This window comes from Rugamonas rivuli (genome assembly GCF_009380165.1).
GTDB classification, from domain to species: Bacteria; Pseudomonadota; Gammaproteobacteria; order Burkholderiales; family Burkholderiaceae_D; genus Rugamonas; species Rugamonas rivuli.
In genome coordinates, this window is the sequence record NZ_WHUF01000001.1 from 447485 (window position 1) to 465775 (window position 18291).

General features: G+C 63.7%; 15 protein-coding genes. 8 read left to right on the forward strand and 7 right to left on the reverse strand.

Translation table 11 applies throughout. The features are described from left to right. Nucleotides 1–196 precede the first annotated feature (196 nt). Entirely contained in the window at nucleotides 197–1105 is a 909-nt protein-coding gene (locus GEV01_RS02000; protein WP_152801190.1) for a LysR family transcriptional regulator, read from the reverse strand. A 131-nt stretch (nucleotides 1106–1236) separates the two neighbouring features. Between GEV01_RS02000 and gcl the strand changes: the two genes are divergently transcribed. Genes gcl through GEV01_RS02035 form a run of 7 tightly spaced genes read left to right on the forward strand, consistent with a single transcriptional unit; the run spans nucleotide 1237 to nucleotide 9032 of the window. Further along, a complete protein-coding gene (gene gcl / locus GEV01_RS02005; protein ID WP_152801192.1) occupies nucleotides 1237–3012 on the forward strand; it encodes a glyoxylate carboligase in 1776 nt (591 codons plus the stop codon). 12 nt (nucleotides 3013–3024) lie between these two features. Continuing rightward, nucleotides 3025–3804, forward strand: coding sequence for a hydroxypyruvate isomerase (hyi, locus tag GEV01_RS02010; RefSeq protein ID WP_152801194.1), 780 nt, complete (start codon nucleotides 3025–3027; stop codon nucleotides 3802–3804). A gap of 37 nt (nucleotides 3805–3841) precedes the next feature. After that, nucleotides 3842–4729, forward strand: coding sequence for a 2-hydroxy-3-oxopropionate reductase (locus GEV01_RS02015; protein WP_152801196.1), 888 nt, complete (start codon nucleotides 3842–3844; stop codon nucleotides 4727–4729). Continuing rightward, entirely contained in the window at nucleotides 4729–5997 is a 1269-nt protein-coding gene (locus GEV01_RS02020; protein ID WP_152801198.1) for a glycerate kinase type-2 family protein, read from the forward strand. The genes GEV01_RS02015 and GEV01_RS02020 overlap by 1 nt, the downstream gene beginning before the upstream one ends. 14 nt (nucleotides 5998–6011) lie before the next feature. Further along, nucleotides 6012–7451: a pyruvate kinase gene (gene pyk / locus GEV01_RS02025; RefSeq protein ID WP_152801201.1), complete on the forward strand. Its 1440-nt coding sequence runs from the start codon at nucleotides 6012–6014 to the stop codon at nucleotides 7449–7451. After that, the gene (locus GEV01_RS02030; protein WP_152801203.1) at nucleotides 7448–8302 is read left to right on the forward strand and encodes an urea transporter; all 855 of its coding nucleotides are present in this window, start codon (nucleotides 7448–7450) and stop codon (nucleotides 8300–8302) included. Before pyk ends, GEV01_RS02030 begins: the two co-directional genes overlap by 4 nt. Then, on the forward strand, nucleotides 8286–9032 hold the full coding sequence (locus GEV01_RS02035; protein WP_152801205.1) for a 4'-phosphopantetheinyl transferase family protein: 747 nt from the start codon (nucleotides 8286–8288) through the stop codon (nucleotides 9030–9032). Before GEV01_RS02030 ends, GEV01_RS02035 begins: the two co-directional genes overlap by 17 nt. Nucleotides 9033–9040: 8 nt before the next feature. Here the strand turns inward: GEV01_RS02035 and GEV01_RS02040 are convergent, their stop codons facing one another. Further along, nucleotides 9041–9934, reverse strand: coding sequence for a LysR family transcriptional regulator (locus GEV01_RS02040; protein WP_152801207.1), 894 nt, complete (start codon nucleotides 9932–9934; stop codon nucleotides 9041–9043). A gap of 95 nt (nucleotides 9935–10029) precedes the next feature. Here GEV01_RS02040 and GEV01_RS02045 point away from each other — a divergent pair, with 95 nt between their 5' ends. Then, nucleotides 10030–10980, forward strand: coding sequence for an NAD(P)H-binding protein (locus GEV01_RS02045; RefSeq protein ID WP_408014811.1), 951 nt, complete (start codon nucleotides 10030–10032; stop codon nucleotides 10978–10980). Here the strand turns inward: GEV01_RS02045 and GEV01_RS02050 are convergent. From GEV01_RS02050 to xdhA, 5 genes are all read right to left on the reverse strand, one after another. Next, entirely contained in the window at nucleotides 10977–11684 is a 708-nt protein-coding gene (locus GEV01_RS02050) for a substrate-binding periplasmic protein (protein ID WP_152801211.1), read from the reverse strand. The two genes, GEV01_RS02045 and GEV01_RS02050, sit on opposite strands and share 4 nt — an antisense overlap. A gap of 93 nt (nucleotides 11685–11777) precedes the next feature. Continuing rightward, nucleotides 11778–13100, reverse strand: coding sequence for a guanine deaminase (gene guaD, locus GEV01_RS02055; protein ID WP_152801213.1), 1323 nt, complete (start codon nucleotides 13098–13100; stop codon nucleotides 11778–11780). Between the two features lie 228 nt (nucleotides 13101–13328). Further along, nucleotides 13329–14429, reverse strand: coding sequence for a xanthine dehydrogenase accessory protein XdhC (xdhC, locus tag GEV01_RS02060; protein WP_152801215.1), 1101 nt, complete (start codon nucleotides 14427–14429; stop codon nucleotides 13329–13331). Between the two features lie 2 nt (nucleotides 14430–14431). After that, a complete protein-coding gene (gene xdhB / locus GEV01_RS02065; protein WP_152801217.1) occupies nucleotides 14432–16795 on the reverse strand; it encodes a xanthine dehydrogenase molybdopterin binding subunit in 2364 nt (787 codons plus the stop codon). After that, entirely contained in the window at nucleotides 16792–18282 is a 1491-nt protein-coding gene (gene xdhA / locus GEV01_RS02070; protein ID WP_152801220.1) for a xanthine dehydrogenase small subunit, read from the reverse strand. Before xdhA ends, xdhB begins: the two co-directional genes overlap by 4 nt. Nucleotides 18283–18291 lie beyond the last annotated feature (9 nt).

Genomic DNA, 18291 nt, shown 5'->3' on the forward strand with positions numbered 1-18291 from the left:
AATAATCTAGCTATCAAGTTAAAAGTAAGTGCCATTTTGATATCAAAGATTTAACAAAAATAGTGCCAAAGAGTAACAAAACTCACAAAATTGTCAAAAAAAACTGGGATGTTGTCAGCGCGAACGATATTTTTTTATTGAAAATAAAAAAAGGCGGCCATTGGCCGCCTTTGCGTGACAAATTGGATACAAACCGCTAGCGCCGCAGCCAATAATCCGGCCGTGCGTAGATCTCCTTGAGCATGTCGATGAAGAAACGCACCTTGGCGGGCAGGTGCCGTTGTTGCGGGTAGACCGCCATGATGTCGTATTGAGGCAAAGCGAAATCGTCCAGCACCGTGATCAGTTCGCCGGATGCCAGCTGCGATTCGATCTCCCATGAAGACCGCCACGCCAGGCCGAGTCCCTCAGTGGCCCAGCGGTGCAGCAGCTCGCCGTCATTGCAGTTCAAATTGCCGTCCGCGCGCACCGTCACCTGCTTGCCCTGATGCTGGAAATACCAGCCGCGCTGCTGCCCGCCTTGTAGATTGAAGGCCAGGCAATTGTGGTGGGAGAGATCGTCCAGCGTGCGCGGTATGCCGTGGCGCTCGAAGTACTCCGGCGTGCCGCAGACCACGCGGCGGTTGTTGGCCAGCTTGACGGCGACGAAGCTCGGGTCGATCACGCCGCCGATGCGGATGCCGACGTCGTAGCCGTCGCGCACCAGGTCGACCACGCGGTCGGTGAGATTAAAGGAGATCTGCACGTCGGGATGCGCGCGCACAAAGCCCGCAGCATGCGGCGCCACGTGCTTGCGGCCGAACGCCGCCGGCGCCGACACGATCAGGTGGCCGGTGGCGCGGTGCCGTCCTTCAGACACCATGCGGTCCGCATGGCCCAGATCCGCGAGCAATTTGCGGCAATGGTCCAGATAGAGCGTGCCTTGTTCGGTCAGCGTCAGGTGCCGCGTCGTGCGGTGCATCAGCTTTACACCGAGGCGCTTTTCCAGCGCGTCGATACGCCTGCCCAGCATGACGGGCGTGATGTGCTGACCCATCGCGGCGCGTACCAGGCTGCCCTTTTCGGCCACGTCGACGAAGGCCTCGATTTGCGTCAGTTTATCCATAACCCGATTATTCCACATTTATTCAATATTTTGAGTATCGAATAAAGCGAGAGTTTGTCTTCTTATCACAGCAGGTCTTTCCCGCTACGATGATCCCATCAAGTTCAGTACTTAACCATCAGGGGACAATCATGGCACGGATGACAGCAGCGCAGGCAGCAGCAATCGTTTTGGAAAAAGAGGGCGTGAATCAGGTGTTCGGAGTTCCGGGCGCTGCGATCAACCCATTTTACGCGGCATTGAAGAAGCAGGGCAGCGCCAAGCACATATTGGCGCGTCACGTCGAAGGCGCATCGCACATGGCCGAGGGCTACACCCGCGCCAAGGCCGGCAACATCGGCGTGTGCATCGGCACCTCCGGGCCGGCCGGCACCGACATGATTACCGGCCTGTATTCGGCCCAGGCAGATTCCATACCTATCCTCTGCATTACCGGGCAGGCGCCGCGTGCTCGCCTGTACAAGGAGGACTTCCAGGCAGTCGATATCGAATCCATCGCCAAGCCCGTGACCAAGTGGGCGGTGACCGTGCGCGAACCGGCGCTGGTGCCGATGGTATTCCAGCAGGCCTTCCACATCATGCGCTCCGGCCGTCCAGGCCCGGTGCTGGTCGATCTGCCGTTCGACGTGCAGATGGCTGAAATCGAATTCGACCCGGACACCTATCAGCCGCTGGAAGCCTACAAGCCGAAAGCCACCCGCGCCCAGATTGAAAAAGCGCTGACGATGTTGAACGACTCCGAATATCCGCTGATCACGGCAGGTGGTGGCGTGATCAACGCCGATGCCTCCGACCTGCTGGTGCAGTTTGCAGAGCTGACCGGCGTGCCGGTGATCCCGACGCTGATGGCATGGGGCGCGATCCCCGATGACCACAAGCTGATGGTCGGCATGGTCGGCCTGCAGACCAGCCACCGCTACGGCAATGCCACGCTGCTGGCGTCGGACTTCGTGTTCGGCATCGGCAACCGCTGGGCCAACCGCCACACCGGCACCATCGAGGTGTACACCAAGGACCGTAAATTCGTCCACATCGATATCGAACCGACCCAGATCGGCCGCGTGTTCGGCCCGGACTTCGGCATCGTCTCCGACGCCGGCGCCGCGCTGAAGCTGATGATCGAAGTGGCGACCGAGTGGAAGGCCGCCGGCAAGCTGAAAGACCGTTCCGCATGGGTAGCGCAGTGCAATGAACGCAAGCGCACCATGCACCGCAAGACCCACTTCGAACAGGTGCCGGTCAAGCCGCAGCGCGTGTACGAAGAGATGAACAAGGCCTTCGGCCGCGACACCTGCTACGTCAGCACCATCGGTCTGTCGCAGATCGCCGCCGCGCAGTTCCTGCACGTGTATAACGCACGCCACTGGATCAACTGCGGCCAGGCTGGCCCGCTGGGCTGGACCATCTCCGCCGCATTGGGTGTGGTGGCCGCCGACCCGCAGCGCAAGGTCGTGGCGATTTCGGGCGACTACGACTTCCAGTTCATGATCGAAGAACTGGCCGTGGGCGCGCAATTCAAGCTGCCTTACCTGCATGTGGTGGTCAACAATTCCTACCTCGGCTTGATCCGCCAGTCGCAGCGCGGCTTCGACATGGACTTCTGCGTGCAGCTGTCGTTCGAGAACATCAACGCGCCGGAACTGAACGGCTATGGCGTCGACCATATCGCCGTGGTGGAAGGCCTGGGCTGCAAAGCCATCCGCGTCACCAACGCCGACGATCTGCCGGCCGCCTTCGAGCAGGCCAACAAGTGGATGGAAGAGTTCAAGGTGCCGGTGGTGGTGGAAGTGATTCTGGAGCGCGTGACCAACATCGCCATGGGTACCGACATCGACAAGATCAACGAGTTCGAAGAGCTGGCGCTGCGCGGCGCCGACGCACCGACCGCTATCTCCCTGCTGGACTGAGAGGACAATGTCATGACCAAACTTGCAGCCAACCTGACCATGCTGTTCACCGAAGTGCCGTTCATCGACCGCTTCGAAGCGGCGGCCCGCGCCGGTTTCCAGGCGGTGGAATTCCTGTTCCCGTATGCGTACAGCGCCCGCGATTTGTCCGAGCGCCTGAAGGCCAACAAGCTGGAACTGGTGCTCCACAATCTGCCGGCCGGCCATTGGGAAGCGGGTGAACGCGGTATCGCTTGTCATCCGGATCGCGTGGCCGAGTTCCGCGACGGTGTCTGGACTGCCATCGCTTATGCCAAGGAGTTGGGCGTCAAGCAGTTGAACTGCCTGGTCGGCATTGTGCCGCAAGGCGTGACGCGGCAGGACGCGCAGGTAACGCTGGTGGACAACCTGCGCTTCGCCGCCGAGGCGTTGAAGGACGAAGGCATACGTCTGCTGATTGAGCCGATCAACAGCTACGACATTCCCGGCTTCTTCCTGACCAATACGGCGCAGGCGGCGTCGCTGATCGCGGCGGTTGGATCGGACAACCTGTTCATCCAGTACGACATCTACCACATGCAGCGCATGGAGGGCGAGCTGACGAACACGATCAAGAAGCACCTGCAATTGATCGGCCACGTGCAGCTGGCGGACAACCCGGGCCGCAACGAACCGGGCACCGGCGAGATCAACTACCGCTACCTGTTCCAGCAGCTGGATGCAGCGGGCTACACCGGCTGGATCGGCTGCGAATACAAGCCGCGCACCACAACGGAAGCAGGCCTGGGCTGGCGCGCCGCCCACGGCGTTTGATTAGACGTTTGAACCACATCTTTACAAGGAAAATATCATGTCTCGAGTTGGATTTATTGGTCTGGGTATCATGGGCGCTCCGATGGCGCAGCACCTGCTCAACGGCGGCCACAAGCTGTACCTGCACGACATCAAGAACCCGCCGTTCCCGCTGATCGAAGCCGGCGCCACGGTCTGCACCTCGGCCGCCGAAGTGGCCGCCCGCGCCGACATCATCATCGTCATGGTGCCGGATACGCCGCACGTTGAAACGGCGCTGTTCGGCGAAGAAGGCGTGGCCAAGGGCCTGCGTCCGAACACCATCGTGGTCGATATGAGCTCGATCTCGCCGATCGAAACCAAGAAGTTCGCCAAGAAGATCAATGCCCTCGGCTGCGAATACCTGGATGCGCCGGTCTCCGGCGGTGAAGTCGGCGCCAAGGCCGGTTCGCTGACCATCATGGTCGGCGGCTCGCAGGAGGCGTTCGATATCGTCAAGCCGCTGTTTGAACTGATGGGCAAGAACATCACCCTAGTCGGCGGTAACGGCGACGGCCAGACCACCAAGGTCGCCAACCAGATCATCGTAGCGCTGAACATCCAGGCCGTGGCCGAAGCGCTGCTGTTCGCCTCCAAGGCGGGCGCAGATCCTGCCAAGGTGCGCGAGGCGCTGATGGGCGGCTTCGCCAACTCGCGCATCCTGGAAGTGCACGGCGAGCGCATGGTCAAGCGCACCTTCAACCCCGGCTTCCGCATCGAACTGCACCAGAAAGACTTGAACCTGGCGCTGCAAGGCGCCAAGGCGATGGGCGTGTCACTGCCTAACACCGCGATGGCGCAGGAACTGATGAACGCCTGCGCGGCCAATGGCCTGGGCGGCATGGACCACTCGGCCCTGTGCCGCGCGATCGAACTGATGTCCAACCACCAGATCGCCGAGGCATAATGAGCACGCTGAATCCACGCCAATTCCTGCTCGATCTGTACGGCAGCGCGGTGGACGCTGTCAGCGCGGAGAAATGCCTGCCGGCGTTCCTGCCGGAGCCGCCGAAGAACGGCCGCACGCTGGTGATTGGCGCCGGCAAGGGTGCAGCCGCCATGGCGCGCGCCGTCGAGCGTCACTGGAAGGGTGACATCTCCGGCCTGGTCGTCACGCGCTACGAGCATGGCGTGGACTGCGAGCGTATCGAAGTGATCGAGGCCGCGCATCCGGTGCCGGACGAAGCCGGCCGCGCCGCAGCGGGCCGCATGATGGAGATGGTCAAGGGCCTGAGCGAGAACGATCTGGTGCTGTGCCTGATCTCCGGCGGAGGCTCCTCGCTGCTGGCGCTGCCCGCGCCCGGCATCACGCTGGAGCAGAAGCAGGCGCTGAACAAGGCCTTGCTGAAGAGTGGCGCCGCCATCTCCGAGATGAACTGCGTGCGCAAGCACCTGTCAGCCATCAAGGGCGGCCGGCTGGCGCTGGCCTGCGCACCGGCGCGCGTGGTGACGCTGCTGATCTCCGACGTGCCGGGCGACGACCCTGGCATCATCGCCAGCGGCCCGACGCTGCCCGATCCGACCACTTGCGCTGACGCGCTGGCGGTGCTGCGCAAGTACGACATCGCCATCCCGGACAGCATCCGCGAGCACCTGGAATCCGGCGCAGGCGAAACGCCGAAGCCGGGCGACCCGCGCTTCGCCCGCAACAGCCATCATGTCATCGCCATCGCGCAGGATGCGCTGGAGGCAGCGGCCGCGCATGCAAGTGCGGTCGGCATCACGCCCTACATTCTGTCCGACGGCATCGAGGGCGAATCGCGCGATGTCGCCATCGTCCACGCGGCTATGGCGAAGCAGGTGGCGGCGCGCGGCCAGCCTTTCCAGCGTCCCTGCGTCATCATCTCCGGCGGCGAGACCACGGTGACGGTGCGCGGTTCGGGACGTGGCGGGCGCAATGCCGAGTTTCTGCTCAGCCTTGCGGTGGCGCTGGATGGCCATCCCGGCATTCACGCGGTGGCTTGCGATACCGACGGAATCGACGGTTCCGAGGACAACGCTGGTGCGCTGTACAGCCCCGATTCGCTGGAACGCGGCCTGACGCAGAAGCTGCGTGCCAAGACTCTGCTGGAAAACAACGACGGCTACGGCTACTTCAGCGCGTTGAACGATCTGGTGGTCAGCGGCCCGACCCGCACCAACGTCAACGACTTTCGCGCCGTCTTAATTCTGTAAAAAAGGAACACCCAATGCGACGTCAACGTCAGGCCAAAATCGTGGCCACGCTCGGCCCGGCCAGCAGCAGCAAGGAAGCCATTCAGGCATTGTTCGAAGCGGGCGCCGATGTATTCCGTTTTAACTTCAGCCATGGCACCCATCAGGACCATCAGGCGCGCTGCAACATCGTGCGCGAGATCGAACGTACTGCCGGACGGCCGATCGCCATCCTGGCCGATCTGCAGGGCCCCAAGCTGCGCGTGGGCCAGTTCGCGGAGGGTAAGGTAACGCTGGTCGCGGGCCAGGAGTTTGCCCTGGACCGCGATCCCGCGCCCGGCACGGCGCAGCGCGTGTGCCTGCCGCACCCGGAGCTGTTCGAAGTGATAGGCGCCGGCCAGTCGCTGCTGCTGGACGATGGCAAGCTGCGGTTGGCGGTGCTGGGCAACGAAGGCCGCGTGATCCGCACCCGCGTCGTCAATGGCGGTGTGCTGTCGGACCGCAAAGGCGTCAACGTGCCGGACGTGGTGCTGCCGATTCCCGCGCTGACGGAGAAGGACTTGCGAGACCTGGACTTCGCGCTGGAGATGGGCGCGGACTGGATCGCACTGTCCTTCGTGCAGCGGCCGGAGGATCTGGTACAGGCCCGCGCCATCGTCGGCAACCGCGCGGCCTTGCTGGCCAAGCTGGAAAAGCCGGCGGCGCTGGATGCACTGGACGCTATCGTCGCCGTATCGGACGCCATCATGGTGGCGCGTGGAGATCTGGGCGTGGAAGTGCCGCCGGAACGTGTTCCCGGCGTACAGAAGCGCATCCTGCGCGCCTGCCGCCTGCAAGGCAAACCGATTGTGATCGCCACGCAGATGCTGGAGTCGATGATATCGGCGCCGGTGCCGACGCGGGCGGAAGCCTCCGACGTCGCCAGCGCGATCTACGACGGTGCCGATGCGGTGATGCTGTCGGCGGAATCGGCCAGCGGCGCTTATCCGACGGAAGCGGTGTCGATCATGAATCGCATCATCTGCGAGGTGGAGAAGGATCCGTTGTATCGCCAGATGATCGATGCCCAGAACCAGGCCCCTATGCCCAACAGCGGCGACGCGATCTGCTCGGCGCTGCGCGAAGTAACGCAGATTGTCGGCGCGGTGGCGACGGTGACTTACACCAGCTCCGGCCACACCAGCCTGCGCGCGGCGCGCGAGCGTCCGATGGCGCCCATCCTGAGCATCACGCCCAACCTGTCGACCGCGCGTCGCCTGGCGCTGGCGTGGGGTGTGCATTCGACGGTCAGCCCGGACGTGCGCAATGTCGACCGCATGGTGGCTGCGGCTTGCCAGGCAGCGTTGCGGGAAGGCTTCGGCCAGCCCGGCGACCAGATCGCGATCACGGCGGGTGTGCCGTTCGGCCAGCCGGGCAGCACCAACCTGCTGCGCATCGCGCAGATCTGGCCGACCGACGAACCGGCAGCGGCATGATCCTGTCGTCGGTGCCTCGCGTTGCAGTGCCTTTGGTGCTGCAACGCCAGTTGACGGCGATAGGGCAGATCTACTTCCAGGATTCGCCGATATTCGGCACCGTGCTGCTGCTTTGCCTGTATCTGAGCGGGCCGGTGTTGGCATTGGGTTGTGTGTTTGGCGTTGGTAGCGCCGCGCTGGCGGCATGGGCGTTGAAGCTTCCCGCCGAGCGCCGTGATAACGGTTTATACGGTTACAACGGCGCGCTGGCCGGCGTCGGCCTGTGCGCCAGCTATCAGTTGGGTGGAACGCTGCTGCTATGGATCGCGGCGGCAGGCGCGCTGACGGTTGTGTTGACCTATGCCGCCGAACGTGCACGCATTCCGCCATTGACGCTGCCGTTTGTGTTGATGATGTGGCTCGCCGGCGTGGCGGGCGCGGGCTATGGCCTGCAAGGGGTCGCGCCGCCTGCGGGCGCTTGCGGCACGAGTGCTGTCAGCTATCTGTTTTGCTCGATGGGGCAGGCGGTGTTCATCGGCGTCGCCCCGCTGGGCATGCTGCTGTGGGCCGCCATGGCTCGCCGCCGCTGGCATATGGCGATGTGGGGGCTATCCGGCGCTGCATTGTCCTGGTTGTCGATTGCGTTGGCAGGTCGGCTTTGGCCGGGTTCCGGCATCGAAGTCCATGCCGCCGGCGCCGGCATCAACGGCACGCTGACCATGCTGGCGTTGAGCGCTAGTCAAACCCGCTGGCCGCTGCGCCTTGCGGGAGCAGCCCTCGGCATCGCGCTGTCCGTGGCCCTGGGAGACGCCGGTCTTGCGTACTTTACGCTGCCATTCATCCTGGCGACCTGGCTTGCACGGTGTCGTTGAATCGGATATTCTCGCGACACCATCCTCAATTCCCTTCACATTGAACACTTCACGGACGACGTGGCATAAACTGCGAGGCGGTATCGACCTGTGTCTGCTGGAGTACGCTCTGGAGGACTTCAGCGTTGAAGCATTCAGTCAAACCGGTTTGCTGTTGCCCCCAACGATCTCGCACAGCGTGCCTAAACGGCAGGCCGAGTACTTCCACGGGCGGCTGGCCGCGCGTATCGCCCTGCGTGCCGCTGGCGCCATCGATGCCGACGTCTTGACCGGTGCGCAGCGCGAGCCGGTGTGGCCGGCCGGTATGACAGGCTCCATTACCCACCAGGGCCCGTACGCAGGGGCTGCGGTCATGCCCACAGACGCGGTCAACGGAATCGGTATCGACATTGAAGCCCCAATTTCGGACGACGCAAGAGAAGCGGTGGAGCAGATGGCCGTGACAGCAGGTGAGCTTGACGCGCTGCGCAGCGAAAGCGCGCTGCCCGATCCGGTCCTGCTGGCGCTCGCGTTCTCGGGGAAGGAGTCCTTTTACAAAGCACTCTTCTATCGAGTCGGCCGCTTCTTTGGTTTCGAGGCGGTCCAGTTGACTGGCCTGGACACTGAGCGCGGTGAACTGCACTTCGTTTGCCAGGCCGCGTTGACTCCTGAATGGCAGCAGGGCAGCAAGGGCGCTATCGCTTTTGAGTTCCTGCCGGATGGCGCAGTATTGACCAGTTTTGTCTGGTAACTCGCAATCTAATTGGCATATTCGGTGAGCCCCTCGGCCAAGGCTGCGAAGGTGGTGGCGCAGGCCGGGTTGCTGCGCAGGTTTTCGTGCATGGCCAGCCAGGTGTCCATCGGGATGGTCAACAGGTCGGGTATTACGCGCACCAGCCGCGCATCGCGCTCGGCCAGCTTGACCTGGCAGATGCCGATTCCCAGCCCGGCGCGGATTGACGCCAGGTGTACCAGGTCGCTGTCGCTGCGCAGCGCGAAGGAAGCGTTCTGCAGGCCGCCCATCAGGTGCTGCAGCTTGCGCGTGAATGCCGTTTCGCGGTCGATGCCGATCAGGGCATGCTCCGCCATCTGCTCCCACGTTTGCGGCGTGCCGCGCCGTTTCAGGTAGTCCTTCCTTGCGTGGAAACCCAGTTCGATATTGCCGATACGGCGCGCGACCAGCACATCCTGCTCCGGGCGCTGCATGCGCACGGCGATGTCGGCGTCGCGCCGCAGCAGGTTTTCGATGCGGTTGGACGTCGCCAGCTCAATGGTGATGCCGGGATGCGCGCGCGTCAGCCGCGCCAGGATGGGCGGCAGCACTTCGACGCTGACCACTTCACTCGCGGTGATCCTGACGGTACCCTTGATCTCCCCATGGCCCAGGCCTGAAGCCGCCCGTAGCAGGGCGGAGGAGGTGGCGGCCAGCGTCTCCGCGTACGACTGGAGCGCATAAGCCGCGTCGGTCGGGATAAAGCCGGACTGCGAGCGCGTGAACAGCGACAGCGACAGCGATTGCTCCAGCGCGTCGATATGACGGCCGACCGTCGGCTGGGTCAAACCCAGCGCGCGGGCGGCGCCTGACAGCGAACCCTCCGTCAGTACAGACAGAAAGGATCGGTAGAGGTCCCAGTTCGGTTCATTTATGGTCATACGAAATTGTATAGCGGCTATGCTGTTTTAGCTAATTTTCTTTTAATCCGGTTTGGGCGACACTGACTCCATCAACTCACCAAATGGAGAACGAAATGAAAAAAACAGCACTGGTACTGGGCGCAACGGGCGGCATCGGCGGCGAAGTGGCTCGTCTTCTGGTGGCGCGTGGCTGGAATGTGAAGGCGCTGCACCGCGATCCGCAGCGCGCCGCCAAGCCTGGCGACGGCATGCAATGGCTGGCCGGCGACGCCATGAACCGCGACGACGTGGTCAATGCGGCACAAGGCACGCAGTTGATCGTCCATGCCGTGAATCCTCCCGGCTATCGCAACTGGGGTGCGCTGGTGGTGCCGATGATCGACAACAGCATCGCCGCCGCCCGCGCCAGCGGCGCCCGCATCCTGTTGCCGGGCACCGTCTACAACTACGGCCCGGATGCGTTCCCGATCATCGACGAGGAGTCGCCGCAGCGTCCCGTCACCCGCAAAGGCGCGATCCGCGTCGAGCTGGAAGCCCGTCTGCAAGCCGCCGCTGCCGATGGCGTGCGCACGTTGATCGTGCGGGCAGGGGACTTCTTCGGCCCCAAGGTCGGCAACAGCTGGTTCTCCCAGGGCCTGGTCAAGCCGGGCAAGCCGCTGACGTCGATCAGCTATCCAGGCAGTGCGGGCGTCGGCCACCAATGGGCCTATCTGCCGGATGTCGCCGAGACCATGGTGCGTTTGATCGAGAACGAGGACAAGCTGGAGACCTTCGCCCGCTTCCAGATGGAAGGGCACTGGGACGCCGACGGCACGCGGATGGTTGCCGCGATCGCCAACGCGGCCGGGAAGCCTGAACTGAAGGCCGGCGCATTCCCATGGTGGCTGATGGCGTTGGCCTCGCCATTCGTGGCCGTATTCCGCGAACTGCGCGAGATGCGCTACCTGTGGCAGCAACCGGTGCTGATGTCGAACAAGCGCCTGGTGCAGGTGCTCGGCGCCGAACCGCGTACGCCGCTCGACGTGGCCGTGAAGCGCACCTTGGCGGGCCTGGGCAATCTCTAAGCGAGCTTGTACCTGGCCAGGATGCGCCGCGAAGTGCCGTCAGCATCCATGGCGGCTTTCGCGCGCTGGAACTGCTGGACGGTGGCGTCGTCGAAATCCAGCGAACCGGCCAGCCAGGCGGTGGTAGTGCGTACCTGCGGGCTGAGTCGAAAATCCTTCTGCACGGAGCGGCTGTTCAAGGAGTTTTGGATGATATTGCGCTCACCGAAGGCGGCATCGGCCATCCCGCCTATCAGGTAGCGATGGACGTCTTCGATGGAGTTGGCTTCGATGATGTTGTGGTAGCCAAGTTCCTGCAGAATCGCGGCCTGGGCCGCGCCGCGCATCAGCGCGATGCGGCGGCCTTTCATGTTCTCTGGATGCTCGATGTCGAACTTGCTGTTGTGCGCAGCCAGGAACAAGTAGTGCTCTTCATACAGGGGCGCCAGCCAGCGGAACGTGGCTTCGCGCTCCGGTAGGCGGGTGACGGGGAAGATGGCGGTGACAGGCATGGACGTGGCGAGGAACAGCGCACGCTTCCAGGGTACGAACTCCAGCTTCAGGGCCATCTGCACCCGGTTGCATAGTTCGTCCACCAGTTCGCGCAACGCGCCTGGGTGCGTCCCGCCGTTCTCAATGACTAGCGGCGGGATGTGCGCGGTGAAGGCACGCAGTTGTGCCGCAGGAGCAGCGCGCGCCAGTCCCGCGCTGCATCCAAGCGCCATTGCCGCGCCCAATAGTGTTCTTCGTTCCATAGTGCGTTCAACAGATCAGCGCCAACTGCGCCGACCATATCGTAACCTATTTCCGCCGCCGGTTCAGTCCTGGCGCTGGTGGACTACCTTGCCTGCGGCGTAGGTGGCGGAGATGGAGCGGTCGTCGCCCAACATGGCAATGGCGAACAGCAGCTCTTCCACCGAATCGGTACGCTCCGTGCGGCGAGCCAGCAACGGCGTGGCCTTCGGATCGAGGACGATGAAGTCCGCTTCCGCGCCCGGTACGAAATTGCCGATGGTGCCTTCCAGCTGCATGGCGCGCGCGCCGCCCAGCGTGGCGAGGTAGAACATGCGCATCGCTTGCAGGTAAGTGCCGCCCATGCGGGCCACCTTGTAGGCTTCATTCATCGTCTGCAGCATCGAGAACGAGGTGCCGCCGCCGACGTCGGTGGCCAGCGACAGCGGTACTCGCTTCGCATCTGCACGTTCGAAGTCGAACAGGCCGCTGCCCAGGAACAGGTTGGAAGTAGGACAGATCGAGATGGCGGACTGGGTTTCGCCCATGCGTGCGCGGTCGGTGTCGTCCAGCCAGATGCAGTGCGCGTACATCGAGCGCGGGCGCATCATGCCAAAATGGTCGTACACGTCCATATAACTGCGGGCGTTCGGGAACAGCGACTTGACCCACGCCACTTCGTCGGTGTTCTCGGCCACGTGGGTTTGCAGGTAGGTGTCCGGATAGGCTTTGGCCAGTGCGCCGGCCAGCTCCAGCTGCGCTTCGGTGGACGTGGGCGCGAAGCGCGGCGTGATCGCGTACAGCTGGCGGCCACGCTTGTGCCACTTCTTGATCAGCGCTTCGCTTTCGCGCGCGCCGCTTTCTGCGGTGTCCTGCAGGAAGTCGGGGCAGTTACGGTCCATCAGCACTTTGCCGGCGACCATGCGCAGGTTGCGCTTCTCGCTTTCGGTGAAGAAGGCGTCCACCGATTGTGGATGCACGGTGCAGTAGACCATGGCGGTGGTGGTGCCGCAGCGGGTCAGCTCGTCCAGGAAGAAGCTGGCGACGTTGGCCGCGTGTTCGGGGTCGGCGAATTTGCGCTCGGTCGGGAAGGTGTACTTTTCCAGCCATGGCAGCAGGCCCGGCGCTGGCGAGGCGATCATGTCGGTTTGCGGGTAGTGCACGTGGGTGTCGATAAAGCCGGGCATGATGATCTTGCCACGATAGTCGTGCAGCGGCGTACCTTGCGGCAGGAAGGCGATCAGCTGGCTGAAATCGCCGGCCAGGTGGACCTTGCCGTCGTTGACGATCAACAGGCCGTCTTCGTGCCACCAGCAGGCGTTGGTGGCGAAGGCCGGGTCGTCGCTGAAGTGCAGCAGGCTGGCGCGGTAAGCCTGGAAAGTGCCGGTCGGAGTGATGATGCTTGCCATGATATTGATTCCTTGTTCCGTAGTGCGGACGCCAGTTGACGCGCGCGGCGATGCGGCGCGACTGACATGGTCGTCGGCGATGAAAGCGGGCGCACGGCGCCACGCCGGTTCTATATGTGTTGGGGTGTTGCTAGCGCGTTGGCTAGACTAATGAGAGGCGATGGCGCGCTCCCGCCCCGGCGCTGCCGGAGAGTGAAGGCGCCTGGCGTGCAGGCAGTTGGAAGGACATCAATTGGTGCATATTGTTTGCGTTTCCGATAATACGGCAGATGCAGATACGCTCATTTTAGCACCGATTTCCGCCGGCGCGGCGAGTGCGGCCGCTTCCCACACCTGCATCAACTGCGCCGCCACCGATACGGCGATCACCGCCGGCGCCTTGTCGCGGATGCCTGGCATGCCGATCGGGCAGGTCATGTCCGCCATGCGCGCGACTGGAATGCCGCGTTCCTGCAGGCGGCGTTCGAAGGAGACGCGCTTGGTCGCGGAGCCGATCAGGCCAAACCAGGTGAAGTCGGTACGGCGCAGGATGTGCTCTGACAGCTGCTGGTCCAGCGCATGGCTATGCGTCAGCACCAGGAAGGAAGCGCCTGCCGGTGCTTCCTCGACCACCGCTTCCGGTGTATCGGTCGCTTCGACGCGCACATTGGCCGGCAGGACCGACGGGAACATGTCGTCGCGCTCGTCCACCCACACCACCTGGCATGGCAGCTCCGCCAGCGCACGCACGATGGCCGCGCCCACGTGGCCTGCGCCGAACAGGTACAGGCGCGGACGGTAGGGCAGGCAGGAGTCGATCAGCCAGCGCTTGCCGTGGTCGTCGATGCGCACCTTGCAGTCGATGCCGGGACCGGGGCGGGCCAGCATCGCGGGGCCGGGGCCGCTCAGGTGCAGGCCTGCGGCGTCATAGATAGCGGCCGGTTCGGCGCAGTCCAGCGGCACCAGGCGCCAGCTGTCCTGGCCTTCGCGCCAGCGGCGGGCCAGCGCGCCGAAATGTTCGCCTGCTTCCGGCATGATGCGTTCGAAAGCCAGGTGCACCACGCCGCCGCAGCATTGGCCCAGGCTGGGACCGAGCGGGAAGCGTTCCAGCCGGCGCTCGGCGAGCAGTTCGCCAGGCGGCATCGCCAGCATTTCGCGGGCGATGTCGGTAGCGACCATTTCAAGGTGGCCCCCGCCGATGGTGTCGAAGGCGTGATACTGGGTGATGAGCATCTTGGCGCCGGGTTCACGCGGCGCGGAGCCGGCGACCTGCGCCACCGTCACCAGCACGCGTGGAACTGCTTTGCTGGCGGCCGCCGTCAGGGCGGTGAGATTGAACGGAGTCGACATGCTTAAGCCGCTCCCTGCGCCTGTACCGCGCTGATGGCGTCGAGGATAGCCTCGCTGGTGGCCGGAGCGCGCAGCGGTGGGTTGTAGCGGTGGCCGCCGACGCTGGAGCAGGCGTCGCGGATCGCCAGGAACACCGAGAACGGCAGCAGCAGCGGCGGTTCGCCTACCGCCTTGGAGCGGTGGATGCTGTCCATGACGTTGCGGTTCTTGAACAGGCGCACATTGAAGTTCTCCGGGCAGTCCGACACGCCGGGAATCTTGTACGTGGATGGCGCATGCGTCATCAGCTTGCCGGCCGGGTTCCACCACAGCTCCTCGGTGGTCAACCAGCCCATGCCCTGTATGAAAGCGCCTTCAACCTGGCCGACGTCGATGGCCGGATTCAGCGAATTGCCGGCGTCGTACAGTGCGTCGGCTTGCAGCAGCTTCCATTCTCCGGTCAGCGTGTCGACCACCACTTCCGACACCGAGGCGCCGTAGGCATAGTAGGAGAACGGATTGCCGCTCATGGTTTTCGGATCCCAGTGCAGGCCTGGTGTGGCGTAGAAGCCGTCGGACCACAACTGGATGCGCGCCATGTAGGCCTTCTGCACCAGCTCCGCGAACGGAATCGCCTGATCGCCGACGTGGACGAAGTTGGCTTCGAAGCGCACGGTGGCGGGATCGCCGTCGTGGCGCTTGGCGGCGAATTCGGCCAGGCGCTTGCGGATGGTGTTGGCCGCGTCCTGCGCCGCCTTGCCGTTCAAGTCCGCGCCGGTGGAGGCCGCGGTGGCCGAGGTATTGGCGACCTTGCTGGTATCGGTGGCGGTGGCGCGCACCATGGCCAGGTCGATGCCCAGTTCATGCGCTACAACCTGGCATACCTTGGTGTTGATGCCCTGGCCCATTTCGGTGCCGCCGTGGTTGACCAGCACCGAGCCGTCCGTGTAGATGTGCACCAGCGCGCCGGCCTGGTTGAAGTGCGTGACGTTGAAGGCGATGCCGAATTTAACGGGCGTCAGCGCCAGGCCGCGCTTCAGCACTCTGCTGCTTGCGTTGAAGGCGTTGATCTCTTCGCGGCGCTTGCGGTAGCTGCTTTCTTCTTCCAGTTGCGCGACCAGGTCGTGGATGACGTTGTCGACCACCTTCTGGTTGTACTGGGTGACGTTGCGGCCTTCCTCGTCGTTGCGGCCATAGAAGTTGATCTTGCGGACGTCCAGCGCATCCATGCCCAGGTTGCGGGCGATTTCGTCGACGATGTATTCGATGGCGATCGCGCCCTGCGGGCCGCCGAAGCCACGGAACGCGGTATTCGACTGGGTGTTGGTCTTGCCCGCCATGGCGCGGATGTCGACATCGCCCAGGTAGTAGGCATTGTCGAAGTGGCAGACAGCTCGCGTGGCGACCGGTGCCGACAGGTCGGCCGAGAAGCCGGCGCGCGACACCATCTCCACCTTGGCGGCGATGATGCGGCCGTCGTCGCCGTAGCCCATTTCGTACTCGTAGTAGAAGCAGTGGCGTTTGCCCGTGACCATCATGTCGTCGTCGCGGTCTGCGCGCAGCTTGACGGGACGGCGCAGGTGCGCGGCAGAGATGGCGGCGCAGGCGGCCCACAGCGCCGACTGCGATTCCTTGCCACCGAAGCCGCCGCCCATGCGACGGCACTCGACAACGATGTCGTGCGACTGGCGGTGCAGGGCGTGTGCGACCACGTGCTGCATCTCGGTCGGGTGCTGGGTCGAGCAGTAGATCAGCATCCCTTTGCCTTCCTTGGGAATGGCATACGAGATCTGGCCTTCCAGGTAGAACTGCTCCTGGCCGCCGACATGCAGCGAGCCTTTCAGCTTGTGCGGGGAGCGTTCGAACGCCGCCTGTGCATCGCCGCGCGCCAGGTGCATCGGCGGGACGACGAAGGATTTGGCGTCGCGTGCTGCCTGCGGCGTCAGGATGGCCGGCAGTTCTTCATATTCGATGACCGCCTTCTTCACGGCGCGGCGGGCGTTGTCGTGCGACGTCGCCACCACGATGAAGATCGGCTGGCCGACATATTCCACCAGGCCTTCCGACAAAATCGGATCGTCGTGGATGATGGGGCCGCAGTCGTTGGTGCCGGGGATGTCCTTGTGGGTGTACACGGCCACCACGCCTGGCATGGCTTTGACTGCGTCGAAATTCATCGACAGGATATTGGCGTGCGCCTTGGCCGAGATGCCCAGCGCGGCGTGCAGCGTGCCTGCGGCTTCGGGGATGTCGTCGGTGTAGGTGGCCTCGCCGAGTACGTGCAGCACCGCCGATTCATGCGGGTGCGACTGGCCGACTTCTGCCCATGCCATCGGCACTGCAGGCGTTGCGGGCTGCGTCAGGAATGCTTCGGTTTTGCTGTTCATGCTGCGACGGCTCCCTCTGCGTAGTGATAGGCGTTGATCGATTGCACCGGTTCGGCGGAATCCGGATTGGTCTCCAGCCAATAGCGGTGCAGCAGGTTCTGCGCGGTCTTCATGCGGTAGGCGGCGGTGGCGCGCATATCGCTCAGCGGCGTGTAGTCCTTCGCCAGTTCGGCCATCGCCAGCTTCAGCGTGGCTTCGTTCCAGCGCTTGCCGTTAACGGCGGCTTCGGCCAACGGCGCGCGGCGCGAGGTCGCGGCCATGCCGCCGTAGGCGATGTGGGCGTCGCTGACCACGCCGTCCTTCAGCGTGAAGGCGAAGGCGGCGCAGACGGCGGAGATGTCCTGGTCGTAGCGCTTGGCCAGCTTGTAGGTGCGGAAGTGGATATCCTTGCGCGGCAGCGGAATGCGCACGGCTTCGACGAATTCGCCCGGCTGCCAGTCCTTCTTCATGTAATCGAGGTAGAACTTCTCCAGCAGCATGGAGCGTTGACCCTTATCGCTGCGGATGACGATTTCCGCGCCCAGCGCGATCATCCACGGCGCCGAGTCGCCGATCGGTGAGCCGTTGGCGACGCTGCCGCCCAGGGTGCCGGTGTTGCGGATCGGTTGCGATGCGAAGCGCTGCCACATCTCATGCAGCTCGTCCTTGTAATGCTTGCAGACTGCCTCGTAGGCGTCGTTGAGGGAGACAGCGGCGCCGATGTAGAGCATGCCGTCATCCTCTTCCATGCGGTGCAGCTCCTGCACCAGGCGCACGTAGATCATGTCGCCCAGGTTGCGCATTTGTTTAGTGACCCACAGGCCCACGTCGGTGGAACCGGCGACGATGGTGGCGGTGGGTTTTTCCGCCCGCAGCGCGGCCAGTTCGGCCAGTGTGCGCGGCGCGTCGAAGGTTTGGCCGTCGTGGGTGTAGCTGTACATTTCGGTTCGCTGGATGGATTGCAGCGAGGCTTTAAGCGCCTCGCGGTCGAAGCCGACGTGCGGCAACTCGCCCATGCGGCGCGCGGCGTCGATGATGGGACGGTAGCCCGTGCAGCGGCACAGATTGCCGGACAGGGTTTCGTCGACGGTCTTGCGGCATGGCGGCGTGGTTTGGCCGTCCTGTTTCAGGTAAAGGCTCCACAGCGACATTGCGAAGCCCGGCGTGCAGAAGCCGCATTGCGAGCCATGGCATTCGACCAGCGCTTCCTGCACCGGATGCATTTTGCCGTCGGCCTGCTTGAGGTCTTCGATGGTGAAGACGGCCTTGCCGTCCAGCGTGGGCACGAACTGGATGCAGGAGTTGACCGACTTCATGGCCACTTCGCCATCCGGCTGCAGTTCCGCCACAACCACGGTGCAGGCGCCGCAATCGCCTTCGGCGCAGCCTTCCTTGGTGCCGGTGCAGTGCAGGTCTTCGCGCAGGTGCTGGAGCAGGGTGCGGGTCGGGGCGCCGCTTTCAACGGAGCGCACTTCGCCGCGATAGAAGAATCGAATTGGTTCAGACATGATTGCTCC